Source organism: Mycobacterium shottsii, from assembly GCF_010728525.1.
GTDB lineage: Bacteria > Actinomycetota > Actinomycetes > Mycobacteriales > Mycobacteriaceae > Mycobacterium > Mycobacterium marinum.
This window is the reverse complement of sequence record NZ_AP022572.1, coordinates 4949304-4964914: the sequence shown is the minus strand read 5'-3', so window position 1 is coordinate 4964914 and position 15611 is coordinate 4949304. Positions and strand designations below refer to the sequence as shown.

Sequence of the window (15611 nt, the reverse complement as noted above, 5' to 3'; positions counted from 1 at the left end):
GGGCCGCCCAAACCGCCTCATGGCAGCCCTCATGGCAGCATTGAGGCCGATGAGTACCCGTCGCGACCTTCCGCAGTCGCCTTATCTGGCCGCGGTGGCCGGCCGCAAACCCAGCCGAGTACCGGTGTGGTTCATGCGGCAGGCCGGCCGCTCACTGCCGGAATACCGGGCGCTGCGCCGCCAGCACAGCATGCTGGCCGCCTGCTTCGAACCCGAGGTGGCCTGCGAGGTCACCATGCAACCGATCCGCCGCTACCACGTCGATGCCGCGATCCTGTTCTCCGACATCGTGGTACCGCTGCGCGCGGCCGGTGTGGACTTGGACATCGTGGCCGATGTCGGACCCGTCATCGCTGCGCCGGTGCGTACGGTTGCCGATGTCGACGCGATCCAACCCATTGACCCCCAGTCGATTGCGCCGGTGCTCGACGCGGTTGAGCTGTTGGTCGCCGAGCTGGGTGACACTCCGCTGATCGGATTCGCCGGAGCGCCCTTCACGTTGGCCTCCTACCTGGTCGAGGGCGGACCCAGCCGCCACCATGCCTGGACCAAGGCGATGATGTTGGCCGAGCCCGCGACCTGGCATGCGTTGATGACCAAGTTGACCGACCTGACCATCGAATTTCTGCTCGGTCAGATCCGTGCTGGGGTGGATGCCATCCAGGTGTTCGACTCGTGGGCGGGAATGTTGTCGTTGGCCGACTACCGCCAGTACGCGTTGCCGCACAGCGCACGGGTATTCGCCACGCTGGCCGAGCATGGTGTTCCGATGACGCACTTCGGGGTCGGCACCGCTGAACTGCTGGGTGCGATGTCGGAGGCGGTCAAGCCGGGGACGGCGAAGGTGGTCGGCGTGGACTGGCGCACCGCGCTGGCCGATGCCGCCGCCCGGGTGCAACCCGGCACTGCACTGCAGGGCAACCTGGATCCGGTGGTGCTGCTGGCGGGCTGGCCCGCGGTGGAACGCGCCGTGCGCGCCGTCGTCGACGATGGACGTCGGGCCGTCGACGTGGGTGCGGCCGGGTACGTCTTCAATCTGGGGCACGGGGTACTGCCGCAGACCGATCCGGGGGTGCTGACCGACCTGGTGTCACTGGTTCACTCGCTATGACGCCGGGCTCGTATTGTGTTGTGGGCGGTGGAATCTCGGGCCTGACCGCGGCCTTCCGGTTGCGGCTGGCGGTCGGTGAAGACGCCTCGATCACCCTGTTGGACCCCAGCGATCGGCTGGGCGGAATCTTGCGCACCGAGCGGGTCGGCGGACAGCCGATGGATCTGGGTGCCGAAGCGTTCGTGGTGCGCCGTCCGGAGATGCCCGCCCTGCTCGCCGAACTCGGTCTGTCCGGGCTGCAGCGCTCCACCACGGGCGCCCGGCCGCTGATCTACAGCTGCCAACAGCTGCACCCGCTGCCAACGGGCACCGTGATGGGGATCCCGGCTTCGGCGCGCTCGCTTGCCGGCCTGGTTGACGACGCCACGATTGCCCAGATCGAGGCCGAACCGGACCGGCCGCTGCACTGGCGCCCGGGCGGCGATCCCGCGGTGGCCGAACTGGTGGCCGAGCGGTTCGTCGAGCAGACCGTGACCAGGTCGGTCGATCCGCTGCTGTGCGGCGTCTATGCGGGCTCGGCCGCCACGATCGGTGTGCGCGCGGCCATCCCGGCGGTGGCGGCGGCGCTGGACCGCGGCGCCACCAGCCTGACCGAGGCGGTTCGGCAGAGCTTGCCACCGGCCGGTGCCGGTCCGGTATTCGGCGCCTTGGCGGGCGGCTATCAGGTGCTGGTCGAGGAGCTGGTCGCGCGCAGTGGGGTGCAATGGGTGCAGGCCGCGGTCAGCAAGATCGAACCCGGTTGGACGCTGCACGACGATGCCGGCCGGCGCTGGCACGCCGACGCCGTCATCTTGGCCATCCCGGCCCCGCGCCTGGTGCGGATCCTCGACGGTGTCGACGGGGTGGATCCACGCAGCGTCGCGGCCGCGAGCCGGGTGCGCAGTGCCTCCTCGGCAGTGGTGGCGCTGGCGGTGCCAGCAGATACCCCCTTCCCGCAGTGTTCCGGGGTGCTGGTGGCCAACGGTGAGCCGTTGCGGGCCAAGGCAATCACGTTGTCGTCGCGGAAATGGCGTATCCAGGGCGACGTCCAGCAGCTGCGGATTTCGTTCGGGCGGTTCGGCGACGACCTGGCCGAGCGCGTGTCCGACCACCAGCTCCTCTCGTGGGCGCGCGACGACCTGGCCACGGTGTTTGGTGTGACGGTGGATCCCATCGATTCACGTGTACAGCGGTGGATCGAGGCGATGCCGCAATACGGTCCCGGTCACGGGGAGCTGGTCGCGCAGGTGCGGGCCGGGCTGCCCCCGACATTGGCCGTGGCCGGCAGCTATCTGGACGGAATCGGGGTGCCGGCCTGTGTCGGGGCGGCGGGCCGCGCGGTGGACGGCGTCGTTGGGGCGCTCAACCCGCAAGTGGCACGATAGGTGCCATGGCACGCCTCGACTACGACGTCCTGAACGCAACCATTCGGTACCTGATGTTCTCGGTGTTCTCTGTGCGGCCGGGCGAACTCGGTGACCACCGCGAAGCCGTGATCGACGACGCTGCGACGTTTTTCAAGCAGCAGGAGGAACGCGGCGTCTTGGTGCGCGGCCTCTACGACGTCGCGGGCCTGCGGGCGGACGCGGATTTCATGATCTGGACCCACGCCGAGCACATCGAAACGTTGCAGGCAACCTATTCGGACTTTCGGCGCACCACCACCTTGGGGCGGGCCTGCACTCCGGTGTGGAGCAGCGTCGGGCTGCATCGCCCGGCCGAGTTCAACAAGAGCCACATCCCGGCATTTCTGGCCGGCGAGGAGCCCGGCGCCTACATCTGCGTGTATCCGTTCGTGCGCTCCTACGAGTGGTATCTGCTGCCCGACGAGGAGCGACGTCGCATGCTCGCCGAGCACGGCATGGCCGCGCGTGGCTACAAGGACGTTCGGGCCAACACGGTGCCGGCGTTCGCACTGGGCGACTACGAGTGGATCCTGGCGTTTGAGGCCCCCGAATTGGACCGCATCGTCGATTTGATGCGTGACCTGCGGGCCACCGACGCCCGACGGCACACCCGTGCGGAGACGCCGTTCTACAGCGGGCCGCGGGTGCCCGTCGAGCAGCTGGTGAACTCGCTGCCATGACCGCCCCGGATCCGACCGACCCCACCCGCTTCGAGGAGATGTATCGCGACCAGCGGGTGGCACACGGCTTGCCGGCGGCCACACCGTGGGACATCGGCGGCCCGCAACCGGTGGTTGAGCAGCTGGTCGCGCTGGGCGCGGTCAAGGGGGAGGTGCTCGACCCGGGCACCGGGCCCGGCCACCACGCGATCTATTACGCGTCCAAGGGTTACTCGGCGACCGGCATCGACGGATCGGCGACCACCATCGAGCGGGCCCGGGACAACGCGGCCAAGGCCGGGGTGTCGGTGAACTTCCAGGTGGCCGACGCCACGAGGCTGGAAGGCTTGGACAACCGATTCGACACCGTCGTCGACTGCGCCTTCTATCACACCTTCCGCACCGCCCCCGAGCTGCAGAGGGCCTACGTGCAGGCGCTGCGGCGGGCGACCAAGCCGGGCGCACGGCTCTACATGTACGAGTTCGGCGCCCACCAGGTCAACGGATTGACCGCGATCCAACCGCTACCGGAGGAAAACTTCCGCGAGATGCTGCCACTTGGCGGTTGGGAGATCACCTATCTGGGGCCGACCACCTACCGCACCACGGTGAGCATGGAGACGCTGGAAACCATGGCCGCGCGAAACCCTGAGGTGGCTGACCAGGTCGTGCCCTTGGTGGAGCGGGTCAAGACGATCCAGCCCTGGCTGACCGACGGCATCGCGCATGTCCCGTTCTGGGAAGTCCACGCCACCCGGCTGGACTGACCGGCCCCGCTATTGCGCTGTTTTAGTCGGTGGGAACCAGGCGCAGCGAGATCGAGTTGATGCAGTACCGCAGATCCGTCGGTGTCGGATACCCCTCGCCGGCGAACACATGGCCCAGGTGGCTGTGGCAGTTCGCGCACAGCACCTCGGTACGCAGCTGGCCCAGTGAGTGGTCGGGACGCAGGATCACCGCCTCGCTGGCCGACGGGTCAAAGAATGACGGCCAGCCGCAATGCGATTCGAACTTCTCGGTACTGCGAAACAACTCCGCGCCACAGGCCCGGCATTGGTAGATGCCTTGCGTCTTGGTGTCGGTGTACTCGCCGGTGAACGGCCGTTCGGTGCCGGCCAGACGCAGCACGTCGTACTCCCGCTGGCTGAGCCTCTTGCGCCACTCGTCTTCGCTGAGTTGCAGTTTCGGACGCTGCGAGCCTGCGTCGGAGGAGGTCATGCGTCCACGCTAGCGCGCTCTCGCTCGGCGGTCAGCCACGCCGGATCGATCCCGCTATCCAACCCCGGTCTTCGGCCTTGGCGTCCAGGTAGCGGAAATACAGCACGGTGAACGTCACGATCAACAGCAGCGACCACCCGTAGGTGATCTTCAGATACTCCAGGGCGCGGCCCCACCTCATCCAGTTGAACAGCAGCCAGCGATCCAGCGTCATGAAGCCGTAGATCCCCAGCCACGCCGGCCAGTTCCGGATCACCGAGTTACGCAGCGTGATCGTCATCAGGAACGGGAACAGCATCATCGAGTAGTAGCCCTGGGCCAGCGACATCGCCAGCCACGACCACAGCAGCAGCACACCCGAGGATGTGGTGAACCACAACAGGGGATCGCGGGTGCGGTAGTAGCGGTACAACAGCCACAAGCTGGCGATCGCGATTGCGGTGAACAGCAGCCGCAGGAACAGGATCAACCAGTTCGGCAGGCCGAAGTAGATGCCATTGCCCTGGATCGAACTGTTGAAGTAGTCGCGGGTGCTCAGGATGTAGGGCAATGTCCGCGTGAAGAAGTCCATCGGATGATTGATCAGCGGCAGGGCGGCCACGTTGATGGCGATGGGGATCACGATGGCGGTCACCAGCGTGCGCCACTGGCGGTTGAGCAGGGGCAGCAGCAGCAGCGGGCCGAGTAGTGGTTTGAGTACCAGCGTGAATCCGATGGCTATCCCGGCCCACCATTGATGACTGACCCGGCCGTCCAGCAGCCACCGCAGGAACAGCACCTCGAGCAGCAGAATGCAGCCGTTGATGTTGGTGAAGACCAGGGTGTTGGTCACGGTCTCGGTGGCGAACATGGCCAACACCAGGGCGGGAGCGGCGACCGAGGTCAGCGTGAAGTTGAACAGCCGCAGCAACAGGTACGCCGCCAGCAGGATGGCCGCTGTGTTGATAGAGATGAACAGGTAGCGCGACGGCGCGAAGGGCAGGTACCCGAACGGGGCCATCAGCAGTGTGCCGCCCGGCGGGTAGAGATAGTGCGGGTCGACGTAGTCGAAATGCTCGTTGTAGATATCCCAGCCGCGGCGGAAGTTGAGCACCGCCCGATACACCGGCTTGAAGTCGTCAGTGATGTTCCCGTTGGTGGTCAGCACGATGGCGCGATGCAGTACCGACAAAATGGCCGCCGGCCACAGCACCGAGCGCAATATCGTAGACGCGCTCGGTGGGCCGGTACGGGGACGGAATGCGGCTTGCATGCATTCACGCAAGCCGGTTCGGGTCGAGTCAGCCGCGGTCACCAGCGCACCGTACACCGGGGCGGCCGAGCCGGTTTCAGGCGGGACAGTAGGTGTCGGTGCCCGGCAGTTCGCCGTCGTTGAGATAGCCGATCAGCGGCGGTACCGCGCAGGACGAATAGATGCTGGCACCGTGTCCGATGCCCTGCCACATCACTCGCTTGCTGGCGGCGTTGGCGTTGATGATCGTGGCCGCGGTCTGGGCGACGCCTTCGTTGCCCACGATCGGGTCGTTCTGCACCCCCAGCAACAGCACGTTGACCTTGAGGCTCTTGGGGGCGTCGGTTGTCGAGCCGCTGGGCCAGTGCACGCACTTGACCAGGTTGAGTGCGGCGACCGTGCCGAATTGCGGATAGATCTTGCCCCAGGCGACCACCAGTTCGCGAACCCGGTCCGGGGTGGGGCGATTCACCGCGTCGCTGCACGAGCTGACGAACTGGCCGTCGGTGTGCTGCAGGGCATCGGCCCGGTTGATCAGGTTGGACAGCTGGTTCATGTCACCCGTGCGGGCGGCCACCAGCGCGTCCGCCAGGCTGGTCGTGGTGCGGATGCGGTCCGCGGTGGGAAAGCCCAGGGCGGTGGTGATGGCGGTGGCTATCGAGGCCACCGACTCGCCGCCGGGGCCGTTGTCGGAACGGGCGTCGTTCAGCAGTGCGGCGACGGCGCCCTTGGGATCGGATCCGAGCGCGCAGTGCACCGCGACACACTGTGCGTCGAACGCATCCAGCGCCGCTTGCTGACCCTTGACCTGTTGTTCAGCGGCGGCTTCGGCGCTGACCCCCAAAGCCACCGGGGAGTCGAGGATCAGCCGGGCGACCTTGTCGGGTCGTGATCCGGCGTAGGTGAGGGCGACCTGAGCGCCGTTGCCGATGCCGACCAGCGCCAGTGCCGGCACATCCCACAGATTGCGCAGCCGCTCGATGTCGGATGCGGCGTGTCCGTTGTCGTAGGCGGATGCGCCGGGGGCGATGGCGTCGGTGCAGTCGGTGGTGGCTTCGTTGGAGATCGTCGAAAGGTTGGCCACCGGGTCATCGCCGGTCTGGAACTGCGACTGATCACGCATCTCGGTGCGCTCGTAGTGGTCGCGGCAGTCGATCGGGCTCGACATGCCCATCCCACGGCGGTCGATGGCAACGATCGGGTGGGTGCGCAGCACGTCGGCACCGGCATGGGACAGCCAGACCGGCAACTGAGTCGACGACGGCAGGTCGGAGCCGGTGGTGAAGACCAGGGGCCCGGCGTCGCGTGGCGTCTGGCCGGAGCGGGCGCGCACCACGCCGATACTGACGGACCCGGATCCGCCGTTGACCGGATCCAGGTCGTTGTCGAAGGTCGCGCACTCCAGCCTGGTGCCGGGGGCGCCCTGAACGCCGGCATCGGAATAGACCTGTGAGGTGCAGTCGGTCCAGGACAGATCGTTCTTGGGCGCGGCGATCGGCGGCGGGCCGCTGGGCGGTGGTGTGGTGGTGGCGGCGCCTTGCGGGCGCGCGCCGGTATTGGTGGCAAAGCGCGGGTCAGCGCCCAGTACCGGAACGCAGGCAGCCAGCACTGTGGTCACCGAGAAGGCCACCGCGACGCGAATCGGGGTGGACGGGAGGCGCCGACTCATGCCGACAACAGTAACCACTGCGCTCAGCGATGCTGCGCGACGTGCAGTTCAGGCTCGAACGTAGCGGGTGTAGAGGTACCCGGCATCGTCGGTGATGACGTGGGCGCAGTGCATCCGGGTTTGCAGCTGGCCCGGGCCGGACGCGATGCGCCGGGGCAGACCACCCACCACAACGGGGGCGATGGTCAGACACAATTCGTCGAGCAGATCCTGCTCGATCAGCGATCCGAACAGCGTTGGTCCGCCCTCGGTGAGGATGCGGCGCATGCCCCGCCCGGCGAGTCTGGCCAGCAGCAGGCCCTCGTCGACCCGGTGGGGGTCCTTGCCGGAGCAGTCGACCACTTCGGCGAGGCCGGTCAGCCGCCGGCGGGTGTCGTAGACGGCCGCCGCGGCGGTCAGTACCAGCGGTGGTACCTCGGTGCGGGTGAACACGGGCAGATCCCGGTCCAGCTGACCCGTGTTGGTGGCGATCGCCAGTTGCGGGACTTCGCTCTGTCCGCGGGCCTGCCGCTGCTGGCGTTCCGCGACGCCCAGTTGCGCACCGGAATAGCCCTCGATGCGCACCGTGCCCGCGCCGACCAGGATGACGTCGGCCAGCTCACGCAGCAGAACAAACACGGCTCGGTCGCCCGGTCCCGCTAGGCCGCCGCTGGTGCCCCCGACGGTCGCGCCGCCGTCGAGGCTGGTGATGAAATTGGCCCGCAACCAGGTGCCGCTCAGCTTCGCCGGATAGCCGTAGAACTCGGGCAGGTCCTCGTCGGTGAGTTGGCGGTCGGTTCCGAGCAGCGTCAGCTGTGCATCGGCGGACCGGCCTGAGGTTGGGTCAGGCATGGGCAGACCTCCACGTCGGCTATGAAGTTGATTGCAACACGCCGCTACAGTGCCAGCATGCACGGGTCCACTTCTGCGGGTGCTTGGGGAGGGGTGGCGCATCTGGTGGACCGTCATCCGTCGGTGTCGCCAGAGCGGCTGATTGCCCAATTGCGGCCGCCCCCAACCTTCGCCGAGGTGAGCTTCTCGACGTATCGGCCGGATCCCGCGGAACCGACCCAGGCCGCCGCCCTGGTGGCGTGCCGGGAATTTTGCCAGGAGGCGGTGCAGCGCCGGGCCGGCCGCAAGAAGCTGTTGGGCAGGCGTGAGGTGTTGCCCGGGGTGGGGCTGTACCTCGATGGCGGATTCGGTGTGGGTAAGACCCACTTGCTGGCCTCGTCCTACTACCAGCTGCTCGGCTTGGGGCCGGACGCACCGGAACAGCCCAAGGCGTTCGCGACCTTTGGTGAGCTGACCCAGTTGGCGGGCGTTTTCGGCTTCGCCGAATGCATCGACCTGCTGGCCAATCACACGGCCGTGTGCATCGACGAGTTCGAGCTTGATGACCCCGGTAACACCACGCTGATCTCCCGGATGCTCTCGGCGTTGGTGCAGCGGGGCGTGTCGGTGGCCGCCACCTCCAATACGCTGCCCGAACAGCTGGGTGAGGGACGCTTTGCCGCCCAGGACTTTCTGCGCGAGATCAACACGCTGGCAAGTATTTTCACCACGGTGCGGATCGAGGGGCCGGACTACCGCCACCGTGGCCTGCCGCCGGCGCCGCGGCCGTTGTCCGATGATCAGGTCGCCCAGCGCGCTGCTACGGTGCGCGGCGCGACCCTCGATGACTTCGACGCCCTGTGCGCCCACCTGGCCACCATGCATCCATCGCGTTATTTGACCCTGATCGACGGTGTGAGCGCGGTGTTTCTGACCGGTGTGCACCCCATCGAGGACCAACATGTTGCGCTGCGGCTGGTGGCGCTCACCGATCGGCTCTATGACGCCGGCATCCCGGTGGTGGCATCCGGGGCCAAGCTGGACACCATTTTCAGCGAGGAGATGCTGGCCGGCGGCTACCGCAAGAAGTATCTACGTGCCACCTCACGACTGTTGGCTTTGACGGCCCCGGTCAGCGAAGCTCGCGAACCATGATGTAGTCGTTCTCTTGGTGGGGGCCCAACTGAAATGTTCTGGTGCCACTCACCGTGAATCCGCGTTTGGCGTAGAAGCGTTGGGCCCGTTGGTTTTCCTGGTTCACCCCGAGCCATACTTGGCGGGCTCCCCAGTCTTGGGCGGTAGTGAGCGCATTGTCCATCAGCGCCTTGGCGGTTCCGGTGCCGTGCTGGTCGGGCAATAGGTACAGCTTGGACAACTCGACATCGCAGTCGTCGGTATCGGCGCGAACGAGCATGGCGTAGCCCACAATTCGGCCGCCAGCGCGAGCGGCAAGAATGGTGCGCTGCGGATCGTTGAGATATTCGGCGAACCGGTCGCCCGACAAGTTGGTCTCGATGAACGACGCGACGTGTTCGGCCGGTGCCGACGGCGGACAAGCCAGCGGGAAGGTGCGCGCGGCCACAGCACCCAACTCGGCGGCGTCGACGGGGCCCGCCGCGGCGATCTGGACGTTCAGCTCAGAGGTTCCACTGTGCGAGGTGCTGGCCGGTCTTGCGGTCCAGCAGCACGACGACGGAGACCGGATCGCGATAGGCGTCCCAGTACACCCCGCCGCGCACGATCGAGCCTTGTGGTGCGTTGCCCAGTGCGGCGTCCAGCCAATCCGGTGCGTCGCAGGGGCGCGGCTTGTAGGCGTCGGCGAATTGGGTGACGCCGTCGAAGCTGAAATTGGTGGCCATGATGAAGGAATTGGGCACCCGGACCGCACGGACCGTCACGTCGGCGCGGTTCACCGAGCTGCCGGGGAAGCTCTTTACCGGCACGCCGCTGCGGGTGTAGCCGAATCCCGGCGGTGGATCGACCGGTACCACGTTGCTCAAGGTGACATCGGCGACGTAGGTGCCGGTATCGACTCGAAGCGTGTCACCGATGTGTCCGATCGGCGCATCGCCGGCCCAGGCGCGGGGAGCAGCCGAGTTCAATGCCAGCACCCCGGCACCGGCGGCGAGCAAGACGGCAAAGACGGGGGCCGCGAGAACGACGAGGGCGGAGCGAACAACCTTCGGCCAGCGGTGCATGTTTGCCTCCTCGGCGCCCTGTTCTGCGACCTTCGCATGATTACACATGCGGCAATGCGAAGGGGAGGGGTTAAGTCTTCAGGACTTGCCGGGCCGGCCGTCAGGTCCGTGGCCGGTCAACGATTCGAGTGCGCTGCTCAGATCGGCCTCCGCACGTGACTTCTCGACACCGGATCGGTGTAGCGGTCCGGCTCCGTCCTCGAGTTCGAGCAGCGCGAGCAGCATGTGCTCGGTGCCGATGTAGTTGTGGCCGAGCCGAAGGGCCTCACGGAAGGTCAGTTCCAGCACCTTGCGCGCCGGCCCACTGAACGGGATGAGGGCAGGGGTTTCGCCGGTGGCCGCGGGTAGGCGCACCGACGCGCGCAGGGCCTCGGTGTCGATCGCTTGCATCCGCAGCAGCGCGGTGGCCAGCGCGGCGGGGTCGGCCGGCACTCCCAGCAGCAGGTGGTCGGGGGTGATCTCGTCGTTGGCGCCTTGGTGGGCGGCGTTTTGGGCGGCGACCACCGCGCTGCGAGCGCGTGGCGTGAAGCGTCCGAAGCCTTGCTCCGGGTCCAGCGTGGTGGCTTCGGCTCGGGGGACGAATCGCTTCTGTGCGGCCTGTTTGGTCACTCCCATGCTCTTGCCGATGTCGGTCCATGAGGCTCCGGAACGACGCGCCTGGTCGACGAAGTGTCCGATCAGATGGTCGGCGATCTCGCCGAGGTGTTCGGCGGCCAGGACCGCGTCGGTCAGTTGGTCCAGCGCGTTGGTGTGGACCTGTTTGATCGCGTCGATCAGTTCGTCGAGGCGGACGGGATAGGTGATTTTCGTCGACTCGGCCACTGTCGTCAACGATAGGTTGACGACAGCGGTTTCGTCAACGCTAGGTTGACGATCTTGGCGTGTTCTCCGGGATGCAGGGATGGCGCCGGTCTGGGACCATCAGGGGGATATGAAGCTCTTGGTTGGGGTGACAGGGTTGGCCGTCATTGTCGGCCTGGCCGCACCCGCACAGGCCGATGCCAACGATGACGCATTCCTGGTTGCGCTGGGAAAGGCCGGCATCACCTATCCGGACGCGGCGCGGGCGATCGCGGCCGCCAAATGGATATGTCAGCAAGTGAACAACGGGACTCAGACGGTCGACGTCGTCAAGCAGGTGCAGAGCTCCAACTCCGGGCTCCAAGAAGATGGCGCAGCCAAGTTCACCGCGATCGCGGCCAATGCCTATTGCCCCACGATCCTTTCCGGCCACGGCGCAAACCCTCCCGGCTGAGCCCGCTAGGCCATTGCGCGCTCTGAGCCGGGCAAATCAGGCAAGCTGGACGGATGAGACCGACGCTGGCCGCCGCGGCCCTAGTCGGTGCAAGCGGTCTGGTCGGCTGGGGTGGTGCCCGGGCCCTGGCCCGCCGAATCGAGCGCAATCCCGACCCGTTTCCCAGGGAACGGTTGCTGGCCGAACCCCAAGTTGAGCGGGTCGCGATCACCCGCCCCGACGGGACCGTGCTGCATGCGTTGGTGGCAGGCCGGGGGACGCCGGTGATTTTGGTCCATGGCTACTGCGCCAGCCTCATCGAGTGGAATTTCGTCTGGGACGAACTGCTGGCCCGGGGCCTGCGGGTGATTGCCTTTGATCAGCGCGGCCATGGCCGGTCGACACTGGGCGCCGAGGGAATCGGATCGGAGCCCATGGCCGACGATCTTGCCGCGGTGCTGCACCACTTCGACATCCGCGACGGCGTGCTGGTCGGACATTCGATGGGGGGCTTCGTCAGCATCCGCGCCCTGCTCGACCATGGTGCCCTGGCACAGCGGCTGTGCGCGGTGGTGCTGTTCGCCACCTGGGCGGGCCGGGTGCTGGACGGGGCTCCGCAGAACCGCCTGCAGATCCCGCTGCTGGAACGCGGGATCCTGCAACGGCTGCTGCGCAGCAGGACCATCGCGGTGCTGTTCGGGGCGGCACAGTGCGGGGCGCGTCCGTCACCGGCAATGATCTCGGTATTCCTCGACTGGTTCCATCAACATCTCGACCGGCACGGACCGCACCTACCCATCGTGCGGGCGTTCTCGCGCGAGGATCGCTATCCACGGCTGGCCGAGATCTCGGTGCCGGCGGTGGTGATGGTGGGCTCCTCGGATCGCACCACCCCGCCCAGCCACTCGCACCGGCTGGCCGCCGGAATTCCGGGTGCCCGGCTGGTCACCGTGCCCGGCGCGGGACACCTGCTGAACTGGGAGGCGGTTGACGAGCTGGCCGAAGTCGTCGAATCCTTTGCGGCGCAGCGGTGATGACGGCCGGCGAGCAATATTTCGACCTCGGCAGTTACCACCGGCCGGTCCAGACCCCCTCCGCCCAGGCGCAGGTCTGGTTCGACCGGGCGATGGTGTGGGCGTACGCGTTCAATCACGAAGAGTCGATCCGCTGCTTTGAACGGGCGCTGGGCCTTGATCCCGGCCTGGCCATTGCGCGGTGGGGGATCGCCTACGCGGTGGGCCCGAACTACAACAAGCCGTGGGCGGCATTCGACCCCGTCGATATGACCACGTCACTGGCCCGCGCACGCATGGAGCTGTCCCTGGCCGCCCAAGGGCGGGCCAGTCCGGTCGACCAAGGCCTGGTCGCGGCGCTGCAAGCCCGCTTCCCGACCGACGACCCCGACGACGCGGAGGCGCTGCGCGCCGGCCTGGGCGCCTACGCCGACGCAATGGCCGCGCTGGCCGCCGCCTATCCGGCCGATGTCGACGTGCAGGCCCTGGCCGCCGACGCGCTGCTCAACGTCACCGCCTGGGCCCTGTGGGACACGGCGACCGGGGAGCCGGCCGCCGGCTCGCGGGTGCTCGAGGCCAAGCGCCTCCTGGACCAGGCACTGGCCACCCCCGCGGGCCGGGCCCATCCGGGAGTCCTGCACCTGTACCTGCACGCCATGGAGATGTCGGCGACCCCCGAGGTTGCCCTGCCGGCGGCCGACCTGTTGCGCGGCTTGGTGCCCGACGCCGGGCATCTGCAGCACATGCCCAGCCATATCGACGTGTTGTGCGGCGACTACCGCAGCTCGGTGCTGGCCAATCTTGCTGCGGTGCGGGCGGATCGGCGGTTCGTCAGTCGCGAGGGCCCGCTGAACTTCTACTCGCTCTACCGCGCGCACGACCTGCACTTCATCGTGTACTCGGCGATGTTCGAAGGGCAATCGCAGATCGCGCTGCGGGCCGCCGACGAGCTGGCCGGCCAGCTGGGGGCCGAGCTGCTATCGATCGAGTCTCCGCCGATGGCCGACTGGCTCGAGGCGTTCGTGCCGCTGCGGACCCACGTGCTGGTGCGGTTCGGCAGCTGGCAGGAGCTGATCGCACAACCACTGCCGTGCGACCGGGACCTCTACTGCACCACGACGGCCACGATTCACTATGGCCGTGGCGTCGCCCTGGCGGCCACCGGCCAACTCGCTCAGGCCCATGCCGAGCGCGCCGCGTTCGTCGAGGCATGCGCGCGGGTGCCGGAGTCGCGGTACCTATTCAACAACACCAGCCGCGACATCCTCGCGGTGGCCACGGCCATGCTCGACGGTGAGATCGCCTACCGCGACGGGCGTTTCGACGAGGCCTTCGCTCACCTGCGGCGCGCGGTGACACTCGATGACACGCTGCCCTACGACGAGCCTTGGGGCTGGATGCAGCCCACCCGGCATGCGTATGGGGCGCTGCTGCTCGAACAGGGCCATGTCGAGGAGGCGGCCGCGGTGTATGCCGCCGATCTGGGACTGGACCCCACCCTGGCCCGGCCGTGTCAGCATCCCGGAAACGTTTGGAGCCTGCACGGGTATCACGAGTGCCTGCAGCGGCTCGGTCGAACCGGGGAGGCCGCCATCATCGGCCAGCAGCTCGCGCTGGCCACCGCGCGTGCCGACGTGCCGATCCGCGCCTCGTGTGCGTGCCGAGTTACGGCGTGCTGCGACCAGTGACGGGGTCGCCGCCCAGGCGCGCGGGCAACCTTCGCCGTGCTATCCGATAACCTAGGGCCGCGGCGGCGGCGAGGCCGGCGCCGATAGCGAGGTCCTTGACTTCCTGGGTGGCCAGCGTCACGACGACGCCCGCGATTGCCAGCAGCGGCGGCAGCGGCCACAGCGGCATCCGAAAGGGCCGCACCAAGTCGCGGTCTCGAAGGCGACAGACGATCGCCGACGACGCCACCAGCAGATACACGATGGCGATGATCACGCCGGTGAACGTGATGAGCTTGGGCAGCGACATGAAGACGCACAGCAGGCCGTTGCCGAGGAAGAGGAAGAGGAATCCGTGCACCGGGACCCGCGACCGGGTTGACAGTCGACCGAACAGAGGTTGCAGCCGTCGCGGCAGCATCCCATCCCTGGCCGCGGCGTAGTAGACGCGCGCATACCCGAGGATTGCCGCCAGGCCGGTATCGAACATCGCCACCACCACGCCGGCGACCAGAACCGTCGCGCCGGCCGGACCCATCATTTGGCGAGCAAGAAACTCGACCGCAGAACCATCGGTGATGGCGGCGGGAATGTCGCGGATGGCCAGGGTCGCGGCGATCACCGCGACGCACTCGACCACGACGGCCAGGACCGCGGACAAGACCACGGCGTGCGGAATCGCGCGTCGTGATCCCGCCGTCTCTTCGGAGAAATACAGCGGCCAGTCGTAGCCATTGAAGGCAAACAGCGCCGGACCGACGGCAGCGAAGATGCCGGCGATGCCGACACCAACGAGGGCGCCGCCGGGCCCGGCCGTCACCGGCTGGGTGAACGGGTTGGTGACCGCGGAAGCGTGCGCGAAGGCCACGACGGTGAAGACGATGATCACGGCCAGTTCGAGGGCCAGCATGGCCGCGACGACCCAGCTGGCCGGGGCGATCTTCCCGATCGATAGCGCCGTGATGAGCGCCATCATCCCCAGCGCCAGCCACTGCACCGGTACGGCGGCGCCGATCAGCGACGACAGATACGTCGCCGCGGCGACCAGGATCGCGGCCGTCGAGACCACTCCGAGCAGCAGGAACAGCACGCTGGTGACGCCACCCGCTACGGGGCCGATGGCGCGGCGCACGATGGTGTAGGCGCCGCCGGCGGAGGGAAAGACCGAGCCGACCTCGGCGTAACACAGCGCCATACACACCGTGATGGCGGAGCCAATGACAAACGCCCACACGACGCCGGTTCCGGCGATCTGCAGCCCGTCGCCGTAGATCAAGAACACCGACGTCGTCGGGGAAATCGCGGAGACCGCGATCGCCAGCACGTTGCGTGGCCGTAGCGCCGATGCCGCAAGAGTTGCCGGCGCGGCCTCGGCCCGCCGCTGTCGCCCTTCAGACATGAGAACTACGTACACCT

15 protein-coding genes and 1 pseudogene are annotated in these 15611 nt (G+C 67.5%); 8 read left to right on the top strand and 8 right to left on the bottom strand.

All coding sequences use genetic code 11. The features are described 5' to 3' along the window. Positions 1-49: 49 nt before the first annotated feature. The 4 genes from hemE to G6N41_RS22990 are packed head-to-tail and all read left to right on the top strand — an operon-like array spanning position 50 to position 3922. Positions 50-1111, top strand: coding sequence for a uroporphyrinogen decarboxylase (gene hemE / locus G6N41_RS23005; RefSeq protein WP_198965756.1), 1062 nt, complete (start codon positions 50-52; stop codon positions 1109-1111). After that, positions 1108-2475 carry a protoporphyrinogen oxidase gene (locus G6N41_RS23000; RefSeq protein WP_198965755.1) on the top strand — a complete coding sequence of 456 codons (1368 nt, stop codon included), beginning with the start codon at positions 1108-1110 and terminating at the stop codon, positions 2473-2475. Before hemE ends, G6N41_RS23000 begins: the two co-directional genes overlap by 4 nt. Positions 2476-2480: 5 nt before the next feature. Beyond that, a complete protein-coding gene (gene hemQ / locus G6N41_RS22995) occupies positions 2481-3176 on the top strand; it encodes a hydrogen peroxide-dependent heme synthase (RefSeq protein ID WP_198965754.1) in 696 nt (231 codons plus the stop codon). Next, the gene (locus tag G6N41_RS22990; RefSeq protein ID WP_198965753.1) at positions 3173-3922 is read left to right on the top strand and encodes a class I SAM-dependent methyltransferase; all 750 of its coding nucleotides are present in this window, start codon (positions 3173-3175) and stop codon (positions 3920-3922) included. The genes hemQ and G6N41_RS22990 overlap by 4 nt, the downstream gene beginning before the upstream one ends. A 22-nt stretch (positions 3923-3944) precedes the next feature. Here the strand turns inward: G6N41_RS22990 and msrB are convergent, their stop codons facing one another. The 4 genes and pseudogenes from msrB to G6N41_RS22970 all read right to left on the bottom strand — a co-directional run bounded on the left by msrB (position 3945) and on the right by G6N41_RS22970 (position 8104). Continuing rightward, positions 3945-4373 (bottom strand): peptide-methionine (R)-S-oxide reductase MsrB, encoded by a 429-nt coding sequence (msrB, locus tag G6N41_RS22985; RefSeq protein ID WP_198965752.1) that lies wholly within the window; start codon positions 4371-4373, stop codon positions 3945-3947. After that, positions 4370-5682: pseudogene (gene aftC / locus G6N41_RS22980) on the bottom strand (arabinofuranan 3-O-arabinosyltransferase). Before aftC ends, msrB begins: the two are co-directional and overlap by 4 nt. A gap of 19 nt (positions 5683-5701) precedes the next feature. After that, complete coding sequence (locus tag G6N41_RS22975) at positions 5702-7291, bottom strand: alpha/beta hydrolase (RefSeq protein ID WP_198965751.1); 1590 nt, start codon at positions 7289-7291, stop codon at positions 5702-5704. Between the two features lie 30 nt (positions 7292-7321). Beyond that, positions 7322-8104, bottom strand: a complete 783-nt coding sequence (locus G6N41_RS22970; protein ID WP_020728436.1) for a pyrimidine reductase family protein — start codon at positions 8102-8104, stop codon at positions 7322-7324. 21 nt (positions 8105-8125) lie between these two features. Between G6N41_RS22970 and zapE the strand changes: the two genes are divergently transcribed. Next, complete coding sequence (gene zapE / locus G6N41_RS22965; RefSeq protein ID WP_198965750.1) at positions 8126-9238, top strand: cell division protein ZapE; 1113 nt, start codon at positions 8126-8128, stop codon at positions 9236-9238. On the opposite strand, the gene G6N41_RS22960 is transcribed toward zapE, so the two are convergent. From G6N41_RS22960 to G6N41_RS22950, 3 genes are all read right to left on the bottom strand, one after another. Further along, positions 9216-9707 carry a GNAT family N-acetyltransferase gene (locus G6N41_RS22960; protein ID WP_198967982.1) on the bottom strand — a complete coding sequence of 164 codons (492 nt, stop codon included), beginning with the start codon at positions 9705-9707 and terminating at the stop codon, positions 9216-9218. The two genes, zapE and G6N41_RS22960, sit on opposite strands and share 23 nt — an antisense overlap. Positions 9708-9720: 13 nt before the next feature. Further along, complete coding sequence (locus G6N41_RS22955) at positions 9721-10281, bottom strand: hypothetical protein (RefSeq protein WP_198967983.1); 561 nt, start codon at positions 10279-10281, stop codon at positions 9721-9723. A gap of 78 nt (positions 10282-10359) precedes the next feature. Beyond that, entirely contained in the window at positions 10360-11103 is a 744-nt protein-coding gene (locus tag G6N41_RS22950; RefSeq protein ID WP_198965749.1) for an ATP-dependent Clp protease ATP-binding subunit, read from the bottom strand. 127 nt (positions 11104-11230) lie between these two features. Here G6N41_RS22950 and G6N41_RS22945 point away from each other — a divergent pair, with 127 nt between their 5' ends. The 3 genes from G6N41_RS22945 to G6N41_RS22935 are packed head-to-tail and all read left to right on the top strand — an operon-like array spanning position 11231 to position 14216. Next, complete coding sequence (locus G6N41_RS22945) at positions 11231-11536, top strand: DUF732 domain-containing protein (RefSeq protein WP_407663665.1); 306 nt, start codon at positions 11231-11233, stop codon at positions 11534-11536. Positions 11537-11589: 53 nt separating this feature from the next. Further along, complete coding sequence (locus G6N41_RS22940) at positions 11590-12549, top strand: alpha/beta fold hydrolase (protein ID WP_198965747.1); 960 nt, start codon at positions 11590-11592, stop codon at positions 12547-12549. Further along, positions 12549-14216, top strand: coding sequence for a tetratricopeptide repeat protein (locus tag G6N41_RS22935; RefSeq protein ID WP_198965746.1), 1668 nt, complete (start codon positions 12549-12551; stop codon positions 14214-14216). Before G6N41_RS22940 ends, G6N41_RS22935 begins: the two co-directional genes overlap by 1 nt. Here G6N41_RS22935 and G6N41_RS22930 read toward each other — a convergent pair. Then, the gene (locus G6N41_RS22930; RefSeq protein ID WP_198965745.1) at positions 14194-15594 is read right to left on the bottom strand and encodes an APC family permease; all 1401 of its coding nucleotides are present in this window, start codon (positions 15592-15594) and stop codon (positions 14194-14196) included. The genes G6N41_RS22935 and G6N41_RS22930 overlap by 23 nt on opposite strands. Positions 15595-15611: the final 17 nt, after the last annotated feature.